The following is a 15018-nucleotide window of genomic DNA, read 5'->3' on the forward strand; positions in this document are numbered from 1 at the left end:
GCATTTGCTCATCGCAAGATCGCGCAATAACAATAACCGCAGGAACAGGAACATGGCAGCGCTTAATATCGCCTTCGATGCCCCGGATAACTCGCGCAGCGCGCGGCCCTCTCATTCTCGCCCGATCGATCTCGTTCATCTGGCGGCGCAGACTGCCGGTGACAAGAACCTCGAAGCCGATGTGCTTCAGCTTTTCGCCAAGCAGGCCCGCACGTCCCTTCAGGAGCTTGCCAGCGCTGACCCCAAGGGCGTCAAGGCTGCTGCACACCGCCTGCGTGGTGCCGCCAGCGCCGTTGGCGCCTTCACGGTCGCCAAGCTTGCCGGTGAACTGGAAGAAAACGCCGGTGACGCCGCAACGACCGCGGCACTCGCTGCCGCCGTGCTCGAAGCCGAGAACTTCATCCTGAAGCTCAGCCGCTAAGGTCCGTTTTACGGATTGATATGATGCAGGGCGGCGTTCTTCGGACGCCGCCTTTTGCGTTTGCGGAGCCGGGCGCGCGTTTCTGGCGAAAAAGGCTTCACAGCCCGTCCAAACCTGCTTTATGAAACGGAAGGACTGCGCTCCTTTCGTAACTTCTATCTCTTGGGAATCGACTGATGACAAAATTGACGATCGTCGCCTTCGACGGCCAGCGCTTCGAAATCGACGCTGCCGATGGCTCCACCGTGATGGAGAATGCGGTTCGCAATTCGGTGCCGGGCATCGAGGCTGAATGCGGCGGCGCCTGCGCCTGTGCGACCTGTCATGTCTATGTGGATGACGCCTGGACCGCGAAGGTCGGGGAGCCTGAGCCGATGGAAGAAGATATGCTCGACTTTGCCGTCGATGTGCGCCCGACCTCGCGCCTTTCCTGTCAGATCAAGATCGCGCCGGACCTTGACGGTCTGGTCGTACACGTTCCCGAACGTCAGGCCTGATCGACGGGCTTTCCAATGTGCATGCGGCCCGGACCTGGTTTCCGGGCCTTTTCGTGCGTGGGTGCAACACGCCTATTTGCGGGCGCGTTCGATGCGGACCTGGAGCAGTCGGCCAAGCCGTTTCTGAAAATTGGCGGCCTCGACGCGGTCGAAGCGGGCCTGATCGGCATCGTGTTCGGCGCTGGTCTTTTCCGTGATTTCGGAAGCCTTCGCCTGAAGGGCGGCGCAGGTGCGAGCCGAGGTCAGACCGCTCAGGCGCGCTTCCAGCGTGCGGGCATGGTTGCGCGCGATCTCTGCGTGCCGTTCCTCGTGGCGCTTGATGTCTGCGGCCAATGTATCCCACAAAAGCCCCATGTCTCGACTGGCCTGATTGCGGTTTGTCCAGCGGGGCAGGGTGATCTTCGTTGAGACGATGACCTTGACGGCGCGCACCCGGCATCTGCCGCCTTCGTCGGCAAAGGAGATTTCGCCGCCGAATCGAATTTCGGTCGTCCCCGGATGGCGGGAGCCGGTGCTTTTCGTCATCGGCCCGTGGCGCGACAGTTCGCGGTCGATCTCGGCGGTGGTCTTTCCGCCGACCGCGTAGTAGCGAACGGACTTGTTAACGACTGTTTCGGCCTGCGCGATCTCGGCGCCCGTCAAAAGGGAAAGGCCGAGACCCAGAAGCAATGGCAGGGAGCGGGTAAGGGGCATTCTGCTGTCCGCATGTTGAACTCGGGGCGACCTTGGGGCATAGCCCAAGCGAGCGCAATATCCGCCGCGCAACAAATCGGGGCATGACGATGAATACCGGCAGCAAGGTTAAACCCGCACCGTCGCATTGGCAGATGGCGCATGGTCGTTCGCTCGAACTTGGCGCGCGGGGCCTCATCATGGGCATCGTCAACACGACGCCTGATTCGTTTTCCGATGGCGGGCGTTATGCCGAGGGCGAAGCGGCGCTGGCTCATGCGCTGGCTCTGGTGGCCGAGGGAGCGGACATCATCGATATCGGTGGTGAGTCGACCCGGCCGGGTGCGGCTGCCGTCAGTGCGGCGGAAGAACAGGACCGGGTCCTGCCGGTCATCGAGCGTCTGACGGCGGAAAGCCCAGTGCTGGTTTCCATTGACACCTATCGCGCGGAAACGGCCCGGCTTGCGATTGCCGCCGGAGCGCACATCGTCAACGACGTGTTCGGGTTGCAGAAGGATGCGGGTATGGCCGGCGTCGTTGCCGCATCCGGTGCCGGCGTCTGTATCATGCACACCGGACGCGATCGGGAGAAGCTTGCGGATGTGATTGATGACCAGCGGCTTTTTCTCGACCGGTCACTGGTGATTGCCGATGAGGCCGGCATTGCGCGTGACAAGATCATTCTCGACCCCGGTTTCGGCTTTGCCAAGGATACGGACGAAAACACCGAACTGATGGTACGGTTTTCGGAACTTTCCGCGTTCGGCCTTCCACTGCTGGCCGGCACATCGCGCAAGCGCTTCATCGGGGCGCTGACGGGGCGCGAGGCACCGGATGCGCGCGATGTGGGTACGGCGGCGACAACGGTGATCCTGCGCCTTGCAGGAGCGGCGATCTTCCGGGTTCACAATGTGGCGATGACGCGGGATTCGCTGGCTGTTGCCGACGCCTGCCTTGCGATGGCTGACAGGGCCTGAGACAGGCCCATTAACGCAAAAAGCCCGCCATGGGGCGGGCCTTGCATGCCGTTATCGCCGGAATTACCGGATCGAGCCGACGGCCATCGTATCGAGCTGGCGGCCAAGCGTCATGCCGATCACCGGAACCATTTTTTCGCCGACCTTCACCGAAATCGTGACGTTCATGGAGTTCGGATCATCGACACGGGCAATGAGCGCACCGTTGAGCTGGGCGCGGCTGATGCCCATCACGGCGCGGTTATCCGCAACGGTGCCGGAGACGATATCGAGGCCCTTGCCGGCGGCGCCATCAAGGAACTTGCCGGTATAGGTCGAACCCTTTTGGGAGATGAAAGCGGACATGGGCTGCGTGAAGACGCCGACGCGGCAGGAGCCATCCAGCTTGATACCGGCTTCGCCGCCATCGGCGGGCTCGCCCTTCAGCGTGCAGTTGAACTTCGTGCCCTTGTACTTACCGGCGACGATCTCACCCGGCCCCTTCCATTCACCCGCGATGGAATCGAAGAAGGCCTTGTCGCGCGGACCGGCGGCAGCGGGCGAACCGGCAAGAGCAGCAACGGAAACAGCAACAGCGGCAAGACCGCTGGCAAGCGAAAAGATGCGCGAATACATGATACTTTCCCTGGCAAGCAGCGATCTCAATTGGGTTTACCTTAGCCTTTGAATGGTTAACGGGGCGTTGACCGGGTGGCTTTTTGATTCACCATATTCGCTAAACTTTTCTTCAGGTACGTTATGTCTTCGGCTCACCGGACAGTTTCGGTGTCAGGTCACCGATGAAATCGCCAATGCCGGGGCGCTTGAGAGCCGAAAAGGGCAGCGGGCGGCAAAGGTCCATGGCGGCGATGCCGATGCGCGCCGTCATCAGGCCGTTGATAACGCCCTCGCCAAGACGGGCCGAAAGCTTGGAGGCGAGGCCGTGGCCGAGTACCTGCTGCGCAAGGCCGTCACCTACTGCAATCGAGCCGGTTACTGCCAGATGGGCAATCACATCCCGGGTCAATCGAAGCAGGCCGAGCGAGCCGGGGCGGCCGCCATAAAGATCGGCCATGGCGCGGACCAGCCGCATGACCTCGAACAGTACATAGGCAAGATCGACGATGGCACGCGGTGAAACGGCGGTGACAACGGAAACACGTTTCGATGCGTTGAGGATCAGCGCGCGGGCCTGCCGGTCGAGCGGGGTCATCAATTCGCGTTCCGCGAGGTGGATGAGGTGCGGGCCGTCGATGATGTCCTCTTCGGTTTCCTTCAGTCTCGCGCGACCACGAGCGGTATCGGCGCGAGCGGATAGAAGGCCGGAGAGCTTCGTCACGACGGCGCGGGCGGGTTCCGGGCGGCGCTCGGTCATGGCTTTTTCCGCCTCGTCCTTGAGGGACTGCACGGCCGAGAGCCGCATCATGCCAACCACCTCGCGGGCCACCACAACGGCGAGGCCGAGGAGGCCGAGCGCCAGCGCGGCCGTTGCGACATAGCCAAGCGTCTCGTAGCGTACAAAGAGATCGCGGATCAGGTTATCCGCCCACAGACCAAACGCCAGCGACAGCAAGAGGCTGAAGGCGCCCAGGGCAAGCTTGCCAAAGGAGAAGCGACGTCTGCGCGGTTCGGCCAGCGGCATCGGTGGCAGGCTTTCGGAGAGGAAAGGATCGTCCTCGTCCGGCGTCAGAACAACATCATCGGCGAAACTCTGCGGTACGCGCGGATCAGCCTTCACGGGCGCGGCGATGGTGGTCGGTTCCTCTACGGAAAAGGCGCGGGGTTTGCGATCATCGGTCATTTCAGCCGGTCTCCCAGCAGGAATTGAAGGGCGCGGTCCAGACGGATATGGGGCAGGGCGACGCGTGTACCATTCACTTCCGCCACCTCGGGGGGGCGAAAACGCACCGCATTGACGCGGGCTTGCTCGCCTGGCTTCTCCGCTTCAAAGATTGATTCCGGATTCGCGGGCAAGTCACCGGGAAATATTGCTGTTTTCCGGTTTCCGTCGAAGCGTTCATCGTTGATCGTCTCACCCGCAATCGGTGTTCCGACGATGACCGGCAGTGTCTGGCCGTTCTGCCTGACGGTTGCCTCACGCGTGGCGCGGATGGAGGCGATCGCCATGACATCGATGCCGGCACCGGCCACACCCGCGCGCGTGACGGCGCGTTCCACGAGACGCCGCGTGACGGCTTCGAGCCGGTCGTGACCTTCATGGTGGAGATGATCGGCCTTGGTGGCGGCGACGAGAACCCGGTCGATGCGACGGCCCGTGAGGGCTGAGAGAAGGCTGCCCGAACCCGGCCTGAAACATTCCAGCACATCCTGCATGGCGCGCTCGAGATCGGCGACGGCCTCGGGGCCGCGGGTGATCGCCTGAAGCGCATCGACCAGCACGATCTGCCGGTCGAGCCGTGCGAAATGTTCGCGGAAGAATGGCTTTACCACCACGGTCTTGTAGGCTTCGTAGCGCCGCTCCATCATGGCCCGCAAAGAGCCGGGTTTTGCCGGGGTATCCGGAATGTCCGGCAGGGGCGCGAAGGTCAGCGCTGGCGATCCCTCAAGATCGCCCGGCATCAGGAACCGGCCCGGCGGCAAGGTGGAGAGCGAGCGCTCATCGGACTTGCAGGCACGCAGATAGGCCGCAAAGATTTCGAACAGGCGCCGCGCCGTCATTTCGTCTGCGGGGGCATCCATATCCGTCTGGGCAGCGAAGGCCAGCCAGTCGCCTGAAAGCTCGGCGCGAATGCCGGTGCGTGCCAGCGTTGCCGTTCTTTCACTGAAGGTGCGGTAATCCTGTTGCAGGAGCGGCAGGTCGAGCAACCATTCGCCGGGATAATCGACGATATCGATGGAGAGCCTGCCCGGCGACAGAAAGCGGCTCCAGCCGCTGGCGCTCTGATAGTCGAAGGTGAGGCGCAGTTCCGAGATGGCGCGGGTCGAGTCAGGCCAGGTGCGTTCGCGGATCAGCGTTTCAATGTGATCTTCGTACTGGAAGCGGGGGATTGCATCGTCGGGCTGCGGTTCCAGCCGCACATTCGAGATGCGACCGGATTGCAGCGGTTCGAACAGGGGCAGGCGGCCGCCCTTCAGGAGATTGTGAACCAGAGAGGAGATGAACACCGTCTTGCCGGCGCGCGAAAGGCCGGTCACGCCGAGGCGGATCGACGGATTGACCAGACTTGCGGCCCGGTCTGCAATGCTGTCGAAGGCAATCAGCGCGCTATCGGCAATCGATGATAAGGGGGAAGACACTCTTCAAGGCAATCCTGCTGTTCGTTTCGCCGAATATAGGAACGGTGCAGGTACTTGGAAAGTGACGGGCGTTCAGGGGGCGAGGAATTCGGTCAGCGTCCAGCCCGTTTCGCTGCCGGTGGCGCGGTCGATAACGGCGAAGCCAGCGGTCGGATAGCCGCCGGAAATGGCCGACCAAGTGGCGTCCGGGCCGACCAGCGTTTCCATCAGTTCCTCGATCGTCGGATTATGTCCGACGATCATCAACGACTGCGCATTCTTTTCAGCACCGATGACGGCCAGATAGCTGTCAGTCATCCCGTGATAGAGCTCGGGGGCGATCTTGATGGGGAAATCGCGGCCGAACGCACGGGTAACTGTTTCCGCTGTTTCACGGCAGCGGCGCGCGCCCGAGCACAGGACGCGATCGGCCATATAGCCGTGTCCTGCCACGAGGCCGGCAATGACGGACGCCTCGATGCGCCCTTTGTCATCGAGCGCCCTGTCGAAGTCGCTCTCGCCCGGCGCGGGCCATGCCGCCTGGGCATGCCGGAGCAGAAAAATTCTTTGGAGCGGCAGGCTGGCGGCAGTCATCCGTCTCGTTCCTGTTGAGGCTAAGAATGCCTCTATCTTCTTCGGGCCGATGCCGTCAACGGGTCCGCGCGCGCGGTCAGGCGATATGCACGGCAGCTTCCGCCGCTCAAGGTTGTGGGCAGCCGGAAAGGCCCGCTTATTCGGCTTGAGGCAAATTAAGCAGCAAAAAGAGTTCTTTAGCCTAAAATTACGACAGATTTAAAAATGCCTGCAAATGCATCACGAGGCTTGAACCTCCTATCCCTGATGAGATATACAGCGCGCCAGTGAGGCCTAGTACTTCAGGAGAATCGCGTTGAGTGAGAATACCAGTCTTGACGGCTTTGTGCTCTCGGAAGACGACGAGTTCATGAATCCGAACCAGCGTGCCTATTTCCGCGCAAAGCTGATCGCGTGGAAGAACGACATTCTTCGCGAGGCACGCGAAACGCTCGGCCATCTGGCCGAGGAAAGCGCAAACCATCCCGATCTGGCCGACCGGGCCTCTTCCGAGACCGACCGTGCCATCGAACTGCGCGCCCGTGACCGCCAGCGCAAGCTGATCTCCAAGATCGATGCGGCGCTTGCGCGGATTGATGACGGCACCTACGGCTATTGCGAGGAAACGGGTGAGCCTATCGGTCTCCGCCGCCTCGACGCCCGTCCGATCGCCACGTTGTCGATCGAGGCGCAGGAGCGTCACGAACGCCGCGAAAAGGTTTACCGCGACGAATAAATCGCCGTTGCCGGGGCGTTTACGCCAAGGTCGGTGGTGTCGAAACGCAAAGGGGCTGCACCTCAGGTCGGGTGCAGCCCCTTTGTGTTTGAAGCCCTGTCATTCATCGCTTTTCGCCAAAGATGCGGGCGATTTCGTCCTGCAAATTGGGATCCTTGTCCGATGCGGCGGTGGGTGGTGCCGCGTCCGGCCGCCGGACCTGCTGGATGGCGGCGGGAACGGGGCGGGTCGTATCACGCAACGGCGCCTTCATTTCGTTGTCGAGGACCTGAGCAAAGCCAGAGGGCTTTTCCGGCTCGGGGCGCGGGCGTGCAGGGGCTTCCTGTCCGGCCATCCGTCGCTTCATTGCTTCCAGATGCGCCTCGGCTTGCTTGAGGGCGATTTCCTCGGCGGTGGGGGCCGGTGGCGGTGCCGGCTCGGCGGGTGGAGCGGCAAGGGCGGGCTGGCGTGCCGGAGGCGCCGAAGGACGCTGCGCCGGTGCAGTGGAGGGCGTGAAATCGTCGCTGGCCTCGAAATAGGCCGCCTGTGGCGTGATCGGCAGCGGCGCATCCAGATTGCGCTCCCTGATTTCCGGAAGTTGACGCGTAGCGGGACGGGGAACAGGCGGGCGTTCCGGGGAAGGGCGTTCGACGGGCGTTCTTTCAATGAAAGGTCTCGGCGCCGGCGCCTCGGCCTCCGGCTCCGGCTGAAGGGCGCGAGGCGGCTCGGGAATGCGGACGGGGCGGGGAGCCGGAGGCTCTGCCGGCGCGTATGCGGTCTCAGTGGGCGTATAGCTCGCGGCAGCCGGTTTCGAACCGATGTTGCTTTCAATGACCAGATCGGTCGGACCGCCGATCATGATCAGATGTTCAACATCGTCGCGGCGCACGAGAACGACCCGGCGACGCGTGTCGACGGCTGCGGCATCAACCACCTGCAGGCGGGGCGTGCGTGTCTTTCCCCCACGTACGAAAGGCGAAGGGCCATTGCGCTGGCGCAGGTACTTCAGAACTGCCACGAGGCAGATCAGGCCAAGTCCGACGCCGCCGATGGCAACCAGAAGGCGGCCGCCATATTCGGCCATGATGTCTGCGATCATCGCAACGCTCCTCTAATCCGGTCGGGGGGCAGGAAACGCCTTTTTGCCCCTCATGGCAAGGCGCTTCACCCTGATATGGCCGAGGTGCCCGCGAATCGCCTCCGTGACAAGCCATCGATGGCGCGCGACAAGAATTGCCTGTGCATAGGTGGGCGCTTTGTGCAGTGCCCGTGCTTTTGGCAAGTGCGGCAAATTGCTAGATATAAAGGCATAGGGTGATTCCGTTTCGGTCGGACGCGACCTTTGCGTTAGGAATCATCCCAGCGTCAGGCGCCGATTCGCACGGCTGCCGGCAAGCAGGGGGTTTGATGACGGGTATGCGGCAAGCCGGTAACGATGATGTGCCGCTCCTTGATCGGGGCGGGCGGACGGCCGGTACGATCATCCGGATATTGGCGCTTGCGCTCGTTCTCGCGGGTGCTGCCGCCGCTTTCATCATTTTCCGCAATCATCTGAACAACGAGGTCGTGCTTGGCGTCCTCGGCGTTCTCGCGATGGTTGGAATCTTCTTTCTGGTATCGTCGGTTATCGGCTTCGTTCAGGTCATGCCCGGTTCAGAGCCGGACGAGCTGGCGCGGCGCTTCATCTCCTCTCACCCGGACGGGATCATCATTACCGACGAGGCGGGCCGGATCGTGTTCGCCAATGCGGCCTATGGCAAGCTGACCGGTGCGCGCAAAGCGACCGAGGTCCGTACGCTGGAGGCCATGCTGTCGCGCAACCGCGAAGCAACGGAGGTTCTCTATCGCCTGACCAACGGGTTGAGAGAGGGGCGCGAGGGGCATGAGGAATTCCGCCTTCTGAAATCGCTCAGCCCGAATGAACAGGCGGGGGCAGGTGCGCACTGGTATCGCCTCAAGGCGCGCGCGCTGGCCAATGCCAACGGCAAGGACCGCCCGCTTCACGTCTGGCAGATCACAGACATCACACCGGAGCGGGAGGAGCAGGAGCGCTTCTTCAAGGAACTGCAGAACGCCATCGATTACCTCGACCATGCGCCCGCCGGCTTCTTCTCGGCCGGGCGAAAGGGAGAGGTCTTCTACCTCAATGCCACGCTGGCCGAATGGCTGGCCATCGACCTGACCAAGTTCACACCGGGATCGCTGTCGATTGCCGATTTCGTGGCGGGCGAGGGTATGGCCCTCATCCAGTCGGTTCAGGCCGAACCGGGCGCCAAGCGCACAGAAGTGCTCGATCTCGATTTCCGCCGTTCCAATGGCCAGAGCGTGCCGGTGCGCCTCGTCCATCGGGTCAGTGCCACCCGCGATGGAGCGCCGGGCGAAAGCCGCACGATCGTTCTGTCCCGGCGTTCGGATGGCGAAGGGCAGGAACTGGATTCAGCGGCGGCCATGCGCTTCACGCGCTTCTTCAACAACACGCCGATGGCCATCGCCTCGGTCAATGGTGTCGGCCGCATTCTCAAGACTAACGCACCGTTCCTGAAGCTCTTCTCCGGTGTCGTGTCGCGTGATGACATCGAGAATGGCGCGCGGCTTGAAGCGCTTATTCCGGAAGCCGAGCGCAACCAGATGCAGACGGCGCTGGCGGCGGCGCTTGATCGCCAGAGCGATATCCCGCCCTTCGATTGCCGTCATCCGGCCGATGAGACGCGCCATTTCCGCTATTACGTCAATGCCGTGGTGGACCAGAGCGAAGAGGCGCCGGAAGAGGCGGCCATCGTCTATGCCGTCGAGGTGACCGAGCAGAAGGCGCTCGAAACGCGCATGGCGCAAACGCAGAAGATGAATGCCGTCGGCACGCTGGCTGGCGGCATAGCACACGACTTCAACAATGTGCTGACCGCCATTCTTCTGTCGTCCGACCACCTGCTTTTGCAGGCTCGGCCATCGGATGCCAGCTTTGCTGACCTCATGGAAATCAAGCGCAACGCCAACCGTGCGGCGGTTTTGGTGCGCCAGCTTCTGGCCTTCTCGCGCAAGCAGACGATGCGCCCGGCCGTGCTGAACCTGACAGATGTCGTCGGCGATCTGCGCATGCTGGTCGAGCGGTTGATTTCCGGCACCAATGTCAAGCTGGACGTCGATTACGGGCGTGACCTGTGGTCGGTGAAGACGGACCTGTCGCAGTTCGAACAGGTGCTGATCAATCTTTGCGTCAACGCCCGTGACGCCATGCCGCAGGGTGGCAAGATCACGCTGCGCACCCGCAATGTCCCGGCGCGCGAGGCGGCGGCTTTCAACTATGCGGAACTGCCATCCGAGGATTTCGTGATGGTCGAGGTGGCCGATACCGGCACTGGTATTCCGCCCGAGATCATGGACAAGATTTTCGAGCCCTTCTTCACCACCAAGGAAGTTGGTAAGGGAACCGGTCTCGGTCTGGCGATGGTCTATGGTATCGTCAAGCAGTCCGGTGGCTACATTCACCCGGAGTCGGAGGTTGGCCAGGGCACGACCTTCCGCATCTTCCTGCCTCGTCATATTGCAGAACCGGTGCCGGATCATGCGCCGCCGAGCGCGGTGAACACGCAGCAATCTTCCGGTAGCGACGCCAAGCCCGCTGTTTCGCATATTGTTGGCCAGTCGGAGGAACCGCAGGACCTGACCGGCAATTCGGCCGTGGTTCTTCTCGTGGAAGACGAGGAGGCGGTGCGGCGCGGCGGCAAGCGCATGCTCGAAACACGCGGCTATACCGTTCATGAAGCCGGATCGGGCGTCGAGGCGCTGGAGATCATGGGCGAACTGGACGGCAAGGTCGATGTCGTGGTGTCCGATGTGGTCATGCCGGAAATGGATGGCCCGACACTTTTGACGGAACTGCGCAAGCGCTATCCGGATATGAAGTTCATCTTCGTTTCGGGCTATGCCGAGGATGCCTTTGCCCGCAATCTGCCGGCGGATGCCAAGTTCGGCTTCCTGCCGAAGCCGTTCTCGTTGAAGCAGCTTGCGGTGGCGGTGCGTGAAATGCTTGACGGCAACGGTTGAAGCCGCTGCCGTCGTTCATTCCGGTCTCGCATTGTCGAGGTGGCTCAGCCGGGCTGGTAGGTCGACTTGTGGTCCTGATGGAAGAAGCGGAAGTAGGACGAGACCTGCGCCAGCGAGTTGGTGGAAAGCTGCAGCTTTATGCCGAGGCGTGCGCCACGCGTCCACATGACCGTGCCTTCGAGGAAGCCGAGATCGTCGCTCTCGATCCTGACGCGGCTTCCCTTTGCGGCGTGAAACGCATCGCGCAGTTCCAGTGCCATGCCTGTGGCGGATAGATCGACCACGCGGCCCTGGGCAGACTGGTTGTAATAGCTGACCGTGCCATAGATGCGGGTTTGACTGCGGTTCGCCTTGCGCGTGGCCATTCCCAGATTGTTCTGCTGCTGCATTTTTCTACCCCCTGCACATTCAATGCAACCATTCGTATGGATGCAATCCGTATACGCCCGGCTTCTTTCGGCCGGATTAGGTGATTTCCTAAAATTGGAGCTTTCAATCCGATATGCGATCGATGCGGCACTGGAAGCAATTGTTGCGGGCCGAGCGCACATGCACATAGGTGATCCCGTCGCGAGCGAGCAGTTCTTCAGCATAGGCGGGAATCCTTGCCGTTTCGGTGACGGCGCCAGTGCCGTAGACGATGCGGTCGTCGTCGCCATAGCCGCGCACGATGTAGTCCGGGCTCGTCAGCATCGGCGGCAGGATTTCGCTTGCCTCGTAGCGACGGCAGGGCGTGGCATGCAGAAAGATCGGGCCGGTTTCCGCATAGGGTTGGAGCGTGGGGAAGGGGCGGTAGGCCAGAACCAGCATGGGTTCGCCCGTCGTGATCACGTCGAGGCAATGGCGGCAGGGCATACCGCCCGGAGAAGTCAGGTATTCCGGCGCATTGCCGTAGGCATCAGGGGCACCGGCCCGCAGGGCTTCGGCGTCGGCGGAGGGAATGGCAGTAAAGCGGTTGGTCATGATTATCTCCTTTCGATGGTCCAGTGATGGGCCACCGAAAGGCTTGCAGCCACCCGATTTCCGTTGCTGCGAAAATTACCGGACAAAATCGTCGATGCGACGCAGGGTCACGCGGCGGTTGCGCCATTCTTCGCGCTGGGTGTTTACCAACAGGTAGCGCTCGCCATAGCCGACGGTTTCGAGAGAGCGTGGCGCAATGCGGAACTGGCGGACCAGAAGACGCTTCAGCGATGCCGCGCGCTGTTCCGACAGAGCGAGGTTGGACGCGTCGGACCCTACGGCATCCGTATGCCCTTCAATCAGGAAGATCGAGCCCGGGCGGCGGCGCAGGATGCGCTCCAGCGCGATGCCGATCTCACGGACCTTGTCATATTCGGAGCGCGGAATTTCGGCGGAACCGAAGGCGAAATTGATCGACTGGATATCGATCGATGGCGCCATGCGGCGCATTTCCGGACGGCGCTTGAACTCGCGCATATCGATCCGCTCGCGCGGCATGGCGCTCCGGTTGGCGGGGGCTTCCAGACGGCGCATGATTGTATCCGCATTCGGCATCTGCTGGGCGTTGGCAAGCGCGGGGGCGGCAAAGGCTGCGGCAAGCGACAGCATGAAAGCGCGACGGTTCATTATTTCCTCCTTGGTTTTCGTCTGTTTGAGGGAGATATGGCCGGGCGCGCATGAAAGAAAGCTGAACCACCGGTTGTTGATGGTTCAGCTTTTCGTGAGATGTATGTGATGGGACTGCGGGCTGAATTCAGCCGCGCACGTCGCGTTTGAAGACAGCCAGAAGTTCGGCGTCGCTCACCGGATCGATCAGCGTCTCATAGGTCTGGTAGGGCGCAAAGCCGTAGCGCTGGTAAAGCTGGAGGGCGCGCGGGTGGTCCTGTGTGTTTGTGGAGACGATCACTTTTTGCGGGTTAAGCGCCCAGGCGGCGTAAAGCGCCTGCAGCAGGAACCACTTGCCAACGCCAAGGCCAATGGCGCGTTCGAACAGGCCGAAATAGGCCAGTTCCACCACATCGTCGCTCTGCTTGAAGAGTTCGAAGTAGCCGGCCGGTGCGCCGTTGACGTAGAGAACCGTCACCGAGGTGCGGGGATCGTCTAGGACGGATTTCAGTTCGACATCGCTCATTCGCAGGCGCTCATGCCAGTGATAGCGCATGCCCACCTGCGTGTAGAGGAACCGGTAGAAGGGCAGTGGAATATCGGTTGCCCGCATTAGCGCGGTCTGGATATTCACCGGCATCGGCAGGCTGGCCTTGGGCGGCGCCGTCATTTCCAGAAGTGTGACATGGGCCTTCAGTGGACCGTGCTCACCCTTCTCGACGGCATCGGCGTCACCGGTGATGACGGGCGTTTCCGGCAGGCCGCCCCATTCGGACCAGGAGCCGTCATAAAGCGTGTAGTCGTTGACGCCGAGCGATTCGAGCGCCAGCGCGATCACCGAGGCGGTAACACCGGAGCCGCAGCTGGTTACCACCGGCTTTTCGAGGTCGATGCCGGCATCCTCGACCAGCTTGCGCAAGGTCGCAAGATCCTTGAAGTGACCATTTTCCGACAGCGAAACCGCGGGCAGGTTGCGCGCACCGGGCATGTGGCCGGAGCGCATGCCGGCGCGCGGTTCGGCATCGGCCCCGGTGAAGCGGCCGGCAGGGCGTGCGTCGGCGATCTGGCGCGTGCCGGTTTCGACGATTTCCAGCATCTGCTGCAGCGAGGTGACGCGCTCCCGGCGGAAATTTGGCGTGAATGTTACGGGGGCGGGTTCCGGCAGATCGGTTTCGACGGGGCGGCCTTCCGCCTTCCAGCCATCGAAGCCACCATCCAGCACGTAGACGCGCTCGGCCCCCATGGTGCGCAGCATCCACCACACGCGCGGCGCGGAGAAGAAGCCGATACCGTCATAGACGACAATCGTATCCGTTTCGCGGATGCCGAAACGACCCATGGCCTCGGCGAATTGCGATGGCGAGGGCAGGGTGTGCGGCAGGCCGCTCGTTTTGTCGGCGATCACGTCCTGATCGAAATAGACCGCACCGGGAATGTGACCGGCGGCATATTCCACCGCGCCGTTCCGGTTATGGGAGGGGAGATACCAGGAGGCGTCGATAACCCTGAATTCGGGGGCGCCAAGCTGCTTTTCCACCCAGGCGGCGGATACGACGAATCGGCTCTGGCCGGTGCTCATGCTGTCTCTCCCTAATGGCTGCGTGCTTATTCCGGCGTGCCGAAACGAATCCGGAAGCGACGGTTTTCGCGGCCCTTCTTTTCGATTTTGGCGATGTGGATGGGGCCGACCTCGCCGGTCGTGGCCACATGCGTGCCGCCGCAGGGCTGGCTGTCCACCGACGCATCCCGACCGATGCAGACGAGGCTGACCTGGCCGAAGCCGACGGGCGGGCGAACATTCTTGGACTTGACGATGCCAGGATTGGCGATCAGCTCCTCATCGGTGATCCACGTCACGTAAACCGGATGGTTCTCTTCCACGAGCTTCATCAATTCGGCGGTCACGGCATCCTTGTCGATGGTTTCGCTCATGTCGAAATCCACCCGCGATTCATCCTCGCCGACGGCGGCACCGGTAATGGGGAAGGAGCAGACCACCGAAAGCAGGTGGCAGGCGGTGTGCATGCGTGAGAGTTTAGCGCGGCGCTCTTCATTCACCGCAAGAACGAGCCGTTCTCCAATCTCCGGACTTGGCTGACCTTCCAGCGGAACGTGCAGGATGATGTCCTTGGTTGCGCCGTGGCGGGCGGCGTCGAGGGAAATCCGGCTGCCATCGGCGCGCAGCACATGGCCGGTATCGCCGGGCTGGCCGCCGGACGCTGCATAGAAGCAGGTCTGGTCAAGCTCGAAGGTGCCGTCGTCATGCACCGCCGTTACCGTCGCTTCGCTCGAGAGCAGGGTGAAGTCGTGACGGTAAAGGGCAGTGACGGACAT

The 15018-nt window shown here is 62.1% G+C and carries 16 protein-coding genes; 5 read left to right on the forward strand and 11 right to left on the reverse strand.

Annotation, left to right across the window (positions count from 1 at the left end; genetic code table 11):
- Positions 1-52: 52 nt before the first annotated feature.
- Positions 53-421, forward strand: a complete 369-nt coding sequence (locus tag GGQ66_RS10300) for an Hpt domain-containing protein (protein WP_183792144.1) — start codon at positions 53-55, stop codon at positions 419-421.
- Positions 422-597: 176 nt separating this feature from the next.
- The gene (locus tag GGQ66_RS10305) at positions 598-918 is read left to right on the forward strand and encodes a 2Fe-2S iron-sulfur cluster-binding protein (RefSeq protein WP_183792146.1); all 321 of its coding nucleotides are present in this window, start codon (positions 598-600) and stop codon (positions 916-918) included.
- Positions 919-990: 72 nt separating this feature from the next.
- Here GGQ66_RS10305 and GGQ66_RS10310 read toward each other — a convergent pair whose 3' ends face one another.
- Positions 991-1611 (reverse strand): DUF922 domain-containing Zn-dependent protease, encoded by a 621-nt coding sequence (locus tag GGQ66_RS10310; protein ID WP_183792148.1) that lies wholly within the window; start codon positions 1609-1611, stop codon positions 991-993.
- Positions 1612-1700: 89 nt separating this feature from the next.
- On the opposite strand from GGQ66_RS10310, the gene folP reads away from it, so the two are divergent.
- Positions 1701-2567 (forward strand): dihydropteroate synthase, encoded by an 867-nt coding sequence (folP, locus tag GGQ66_RS10315; protein WP_441397121.1) that lies wholly within the window; start codon positions 1701-1703, stop codon positions 2565-2567.
- Between the two features lie 63 nt (positions 2568-2630).
- Here folP and GGQ66_RS10320 read toward each other — a convergent pair whose 3' ends face one another.
- The 4 genes from GGQ66_RS10320 to GGQ66_RS10335 all read right to left on the reverse strand — a co-directional run bounded on the left by GGQ66_RS10320 (position 2631) and on the right by GGQ66_RS10335 (position 6377).
- The gene (locus GGQ66_RS10320; RefSeq protein WP_183792149.1) at positions 2631-3182 is read right to left on the reverse strand and encodes a hypothetical protein; all 552 of its coding nucleotides are present in this window, start codon (positions 3180-3182) and stop codon (positions 2631-2633) included.
- 121 nt (positions 3183-3303) lie between these two features.
- Positions 3304-4347 carry a YcjF family protein gene (locus tag GGQ66_RS10325; RefSeq protein ID WP_183792151.1) on the reverse strand — a complete coding sequence of 348 codons (1044 nt, stop codon included), beginning with the start codon at positions 4345-4347 and terminating at the stop codon, positions 3304-3306.
- Entirely contained in the window at positions 4344-5804 is a 1461-nt protein-coding gene (locus GGQ66_RS10330) for a YcjX family GTP-binding protein (protein ID WP_183792153.1), read from the reverse strand. Before GGQ66_RS10330 ends, GGQ66_RS10325 begins: the two co-directional genes overlap by 4 nt.
- A gap of 72 nt (positions 5805-5876) precedes the next feature.
- A complete protein-coding gene (locus tag GGQ66_RS10335; protein WP_183792155.1) occupies positions 5877-6377 on the reverse strand; it encodes a SixA phosphatase family protein in 501 nt (166 codons plus the stop codon).
- 349 nt (positions 6378-6726) lie between these two features.
- Between GGQ66_RS10335 and dksA the strand changes: the two genes are divergently transcribed.
- Complete coding sequence (gene dksA, locus GGQ66_RS10340; protein ID WP_370686333.1) at positions 6727-7092, forward strand: RNA polymerase-binding protein DksA; 366 nt, start codon at positions 6727-6729, stop codon at positions 7090-7092.
- 103 nt (positions 7093-7195) lie between these two features.
- Here dksA and GGQ66_RS10345 read toward each other — a convergent pair whose 3' ends face one another.
- On the reverse strand, positions 7196-8170 hold the full coding sequence (locus GGQ66_RS10345) for a flagellar biosynthetic protein FliO (protein ID WP_183792159.1): 975 nt from the start codon (positions 8168-8170) through the stop codon (positions 7196-7198).
- A gap of 317 nt (positions 8171-8487) precedes the next feature.
- Here GGQ66_RS10345 and cckA point away from each other — a divergent pair, with 317 nt between their 5' ends.
- Positions 8488-11115, forward strand: coding sequence for a cell cycle histidine kinase CckA (cckA, locus tag GGQ66_RS10350; RefSeq protein WP_370686334.1), 2628 nt, complete (start codon positions 8488-8490; stop codon positions 11113-11115).
- A gap of 44 nt (positions 11116-11159) precedes the next feature.
- Here the strand turns inward: cckA and GGQ66_RS10355 are convergent, their stop codons facing one another.
- The 5 genes from GGQ66_RS10355 to GGQ66_RS10375 all read right to left on the reverse strand — a co-directional run bounded on the left by GGQ66_RS10355 (position 11160) and on the right by GGQ66_RS10375 (position 15018).
- Positions 11160-11504, reverse strand: a complete 345-nt coding sequence (locus GGQ66_RS10355) for a PilZ domain-containing protein (RefSeq protein WP_237358869.1) — start codon at positions 11502-11504, stop codon at positions 11160-11162.
- Positions 11505-11607: 103 nt separating this feature from the next.
- Positions 11608-12078: a DUF1203 domain-containing protein gene (locus GGQ66_RS10360; RefSeq protein ID WP_183792163.1), complete on the reverse strand. Its 471-nt coding sequence runs from the start codon at positions 12076-12078 to the stop codon at positions 11608-11610.
- Positions 12079-12153: 75 nt separating this feature from the next.
- Positions 12154-12708, reverse strand: a complete 555-nt coding sequence (locus tag GGQ66_RS10365; RefSeq protein ID WP_183792365.1) for an OmpA family protein — start codon at positions 12706-12708, stop codon at positions 12154-12156.
- A 124-nt stretch (positions 12709-12832) separates the two neighbouring features.
- Positions 12833-14263, reverse strand: a complete 1431-nt coding sequence (sseA, locus tag GGQ66_RS10370; protein WP_183792165.1) for a 3-mercaptopyruvate sulfurtransferase — start codon at positions 14261-14263, stop codon at positions 12833-12835.
- 26 nt (positions 14264-14289) lie between these two features.
- Positions 14290-15018, reverse strand: coding sequence for an alanyl-tRNA editing protein (locus GGQ66_RS10375; RefSeq protein WP_183792167.1), 729 nt, complete (start codon positions 15016-15018; stop codon positions 14290-14292).

Origin of the sequence: Allorhizobium borbori (assembly GCF_014196535.1) — a bacterium.
Classification (GTDB): Bacteria; Pseudomonadota; Alphaproteobacteria; order Rhizobiales; family Rhizobiaceae; genus Ectorhizobium; species Ectorhizobium borbori.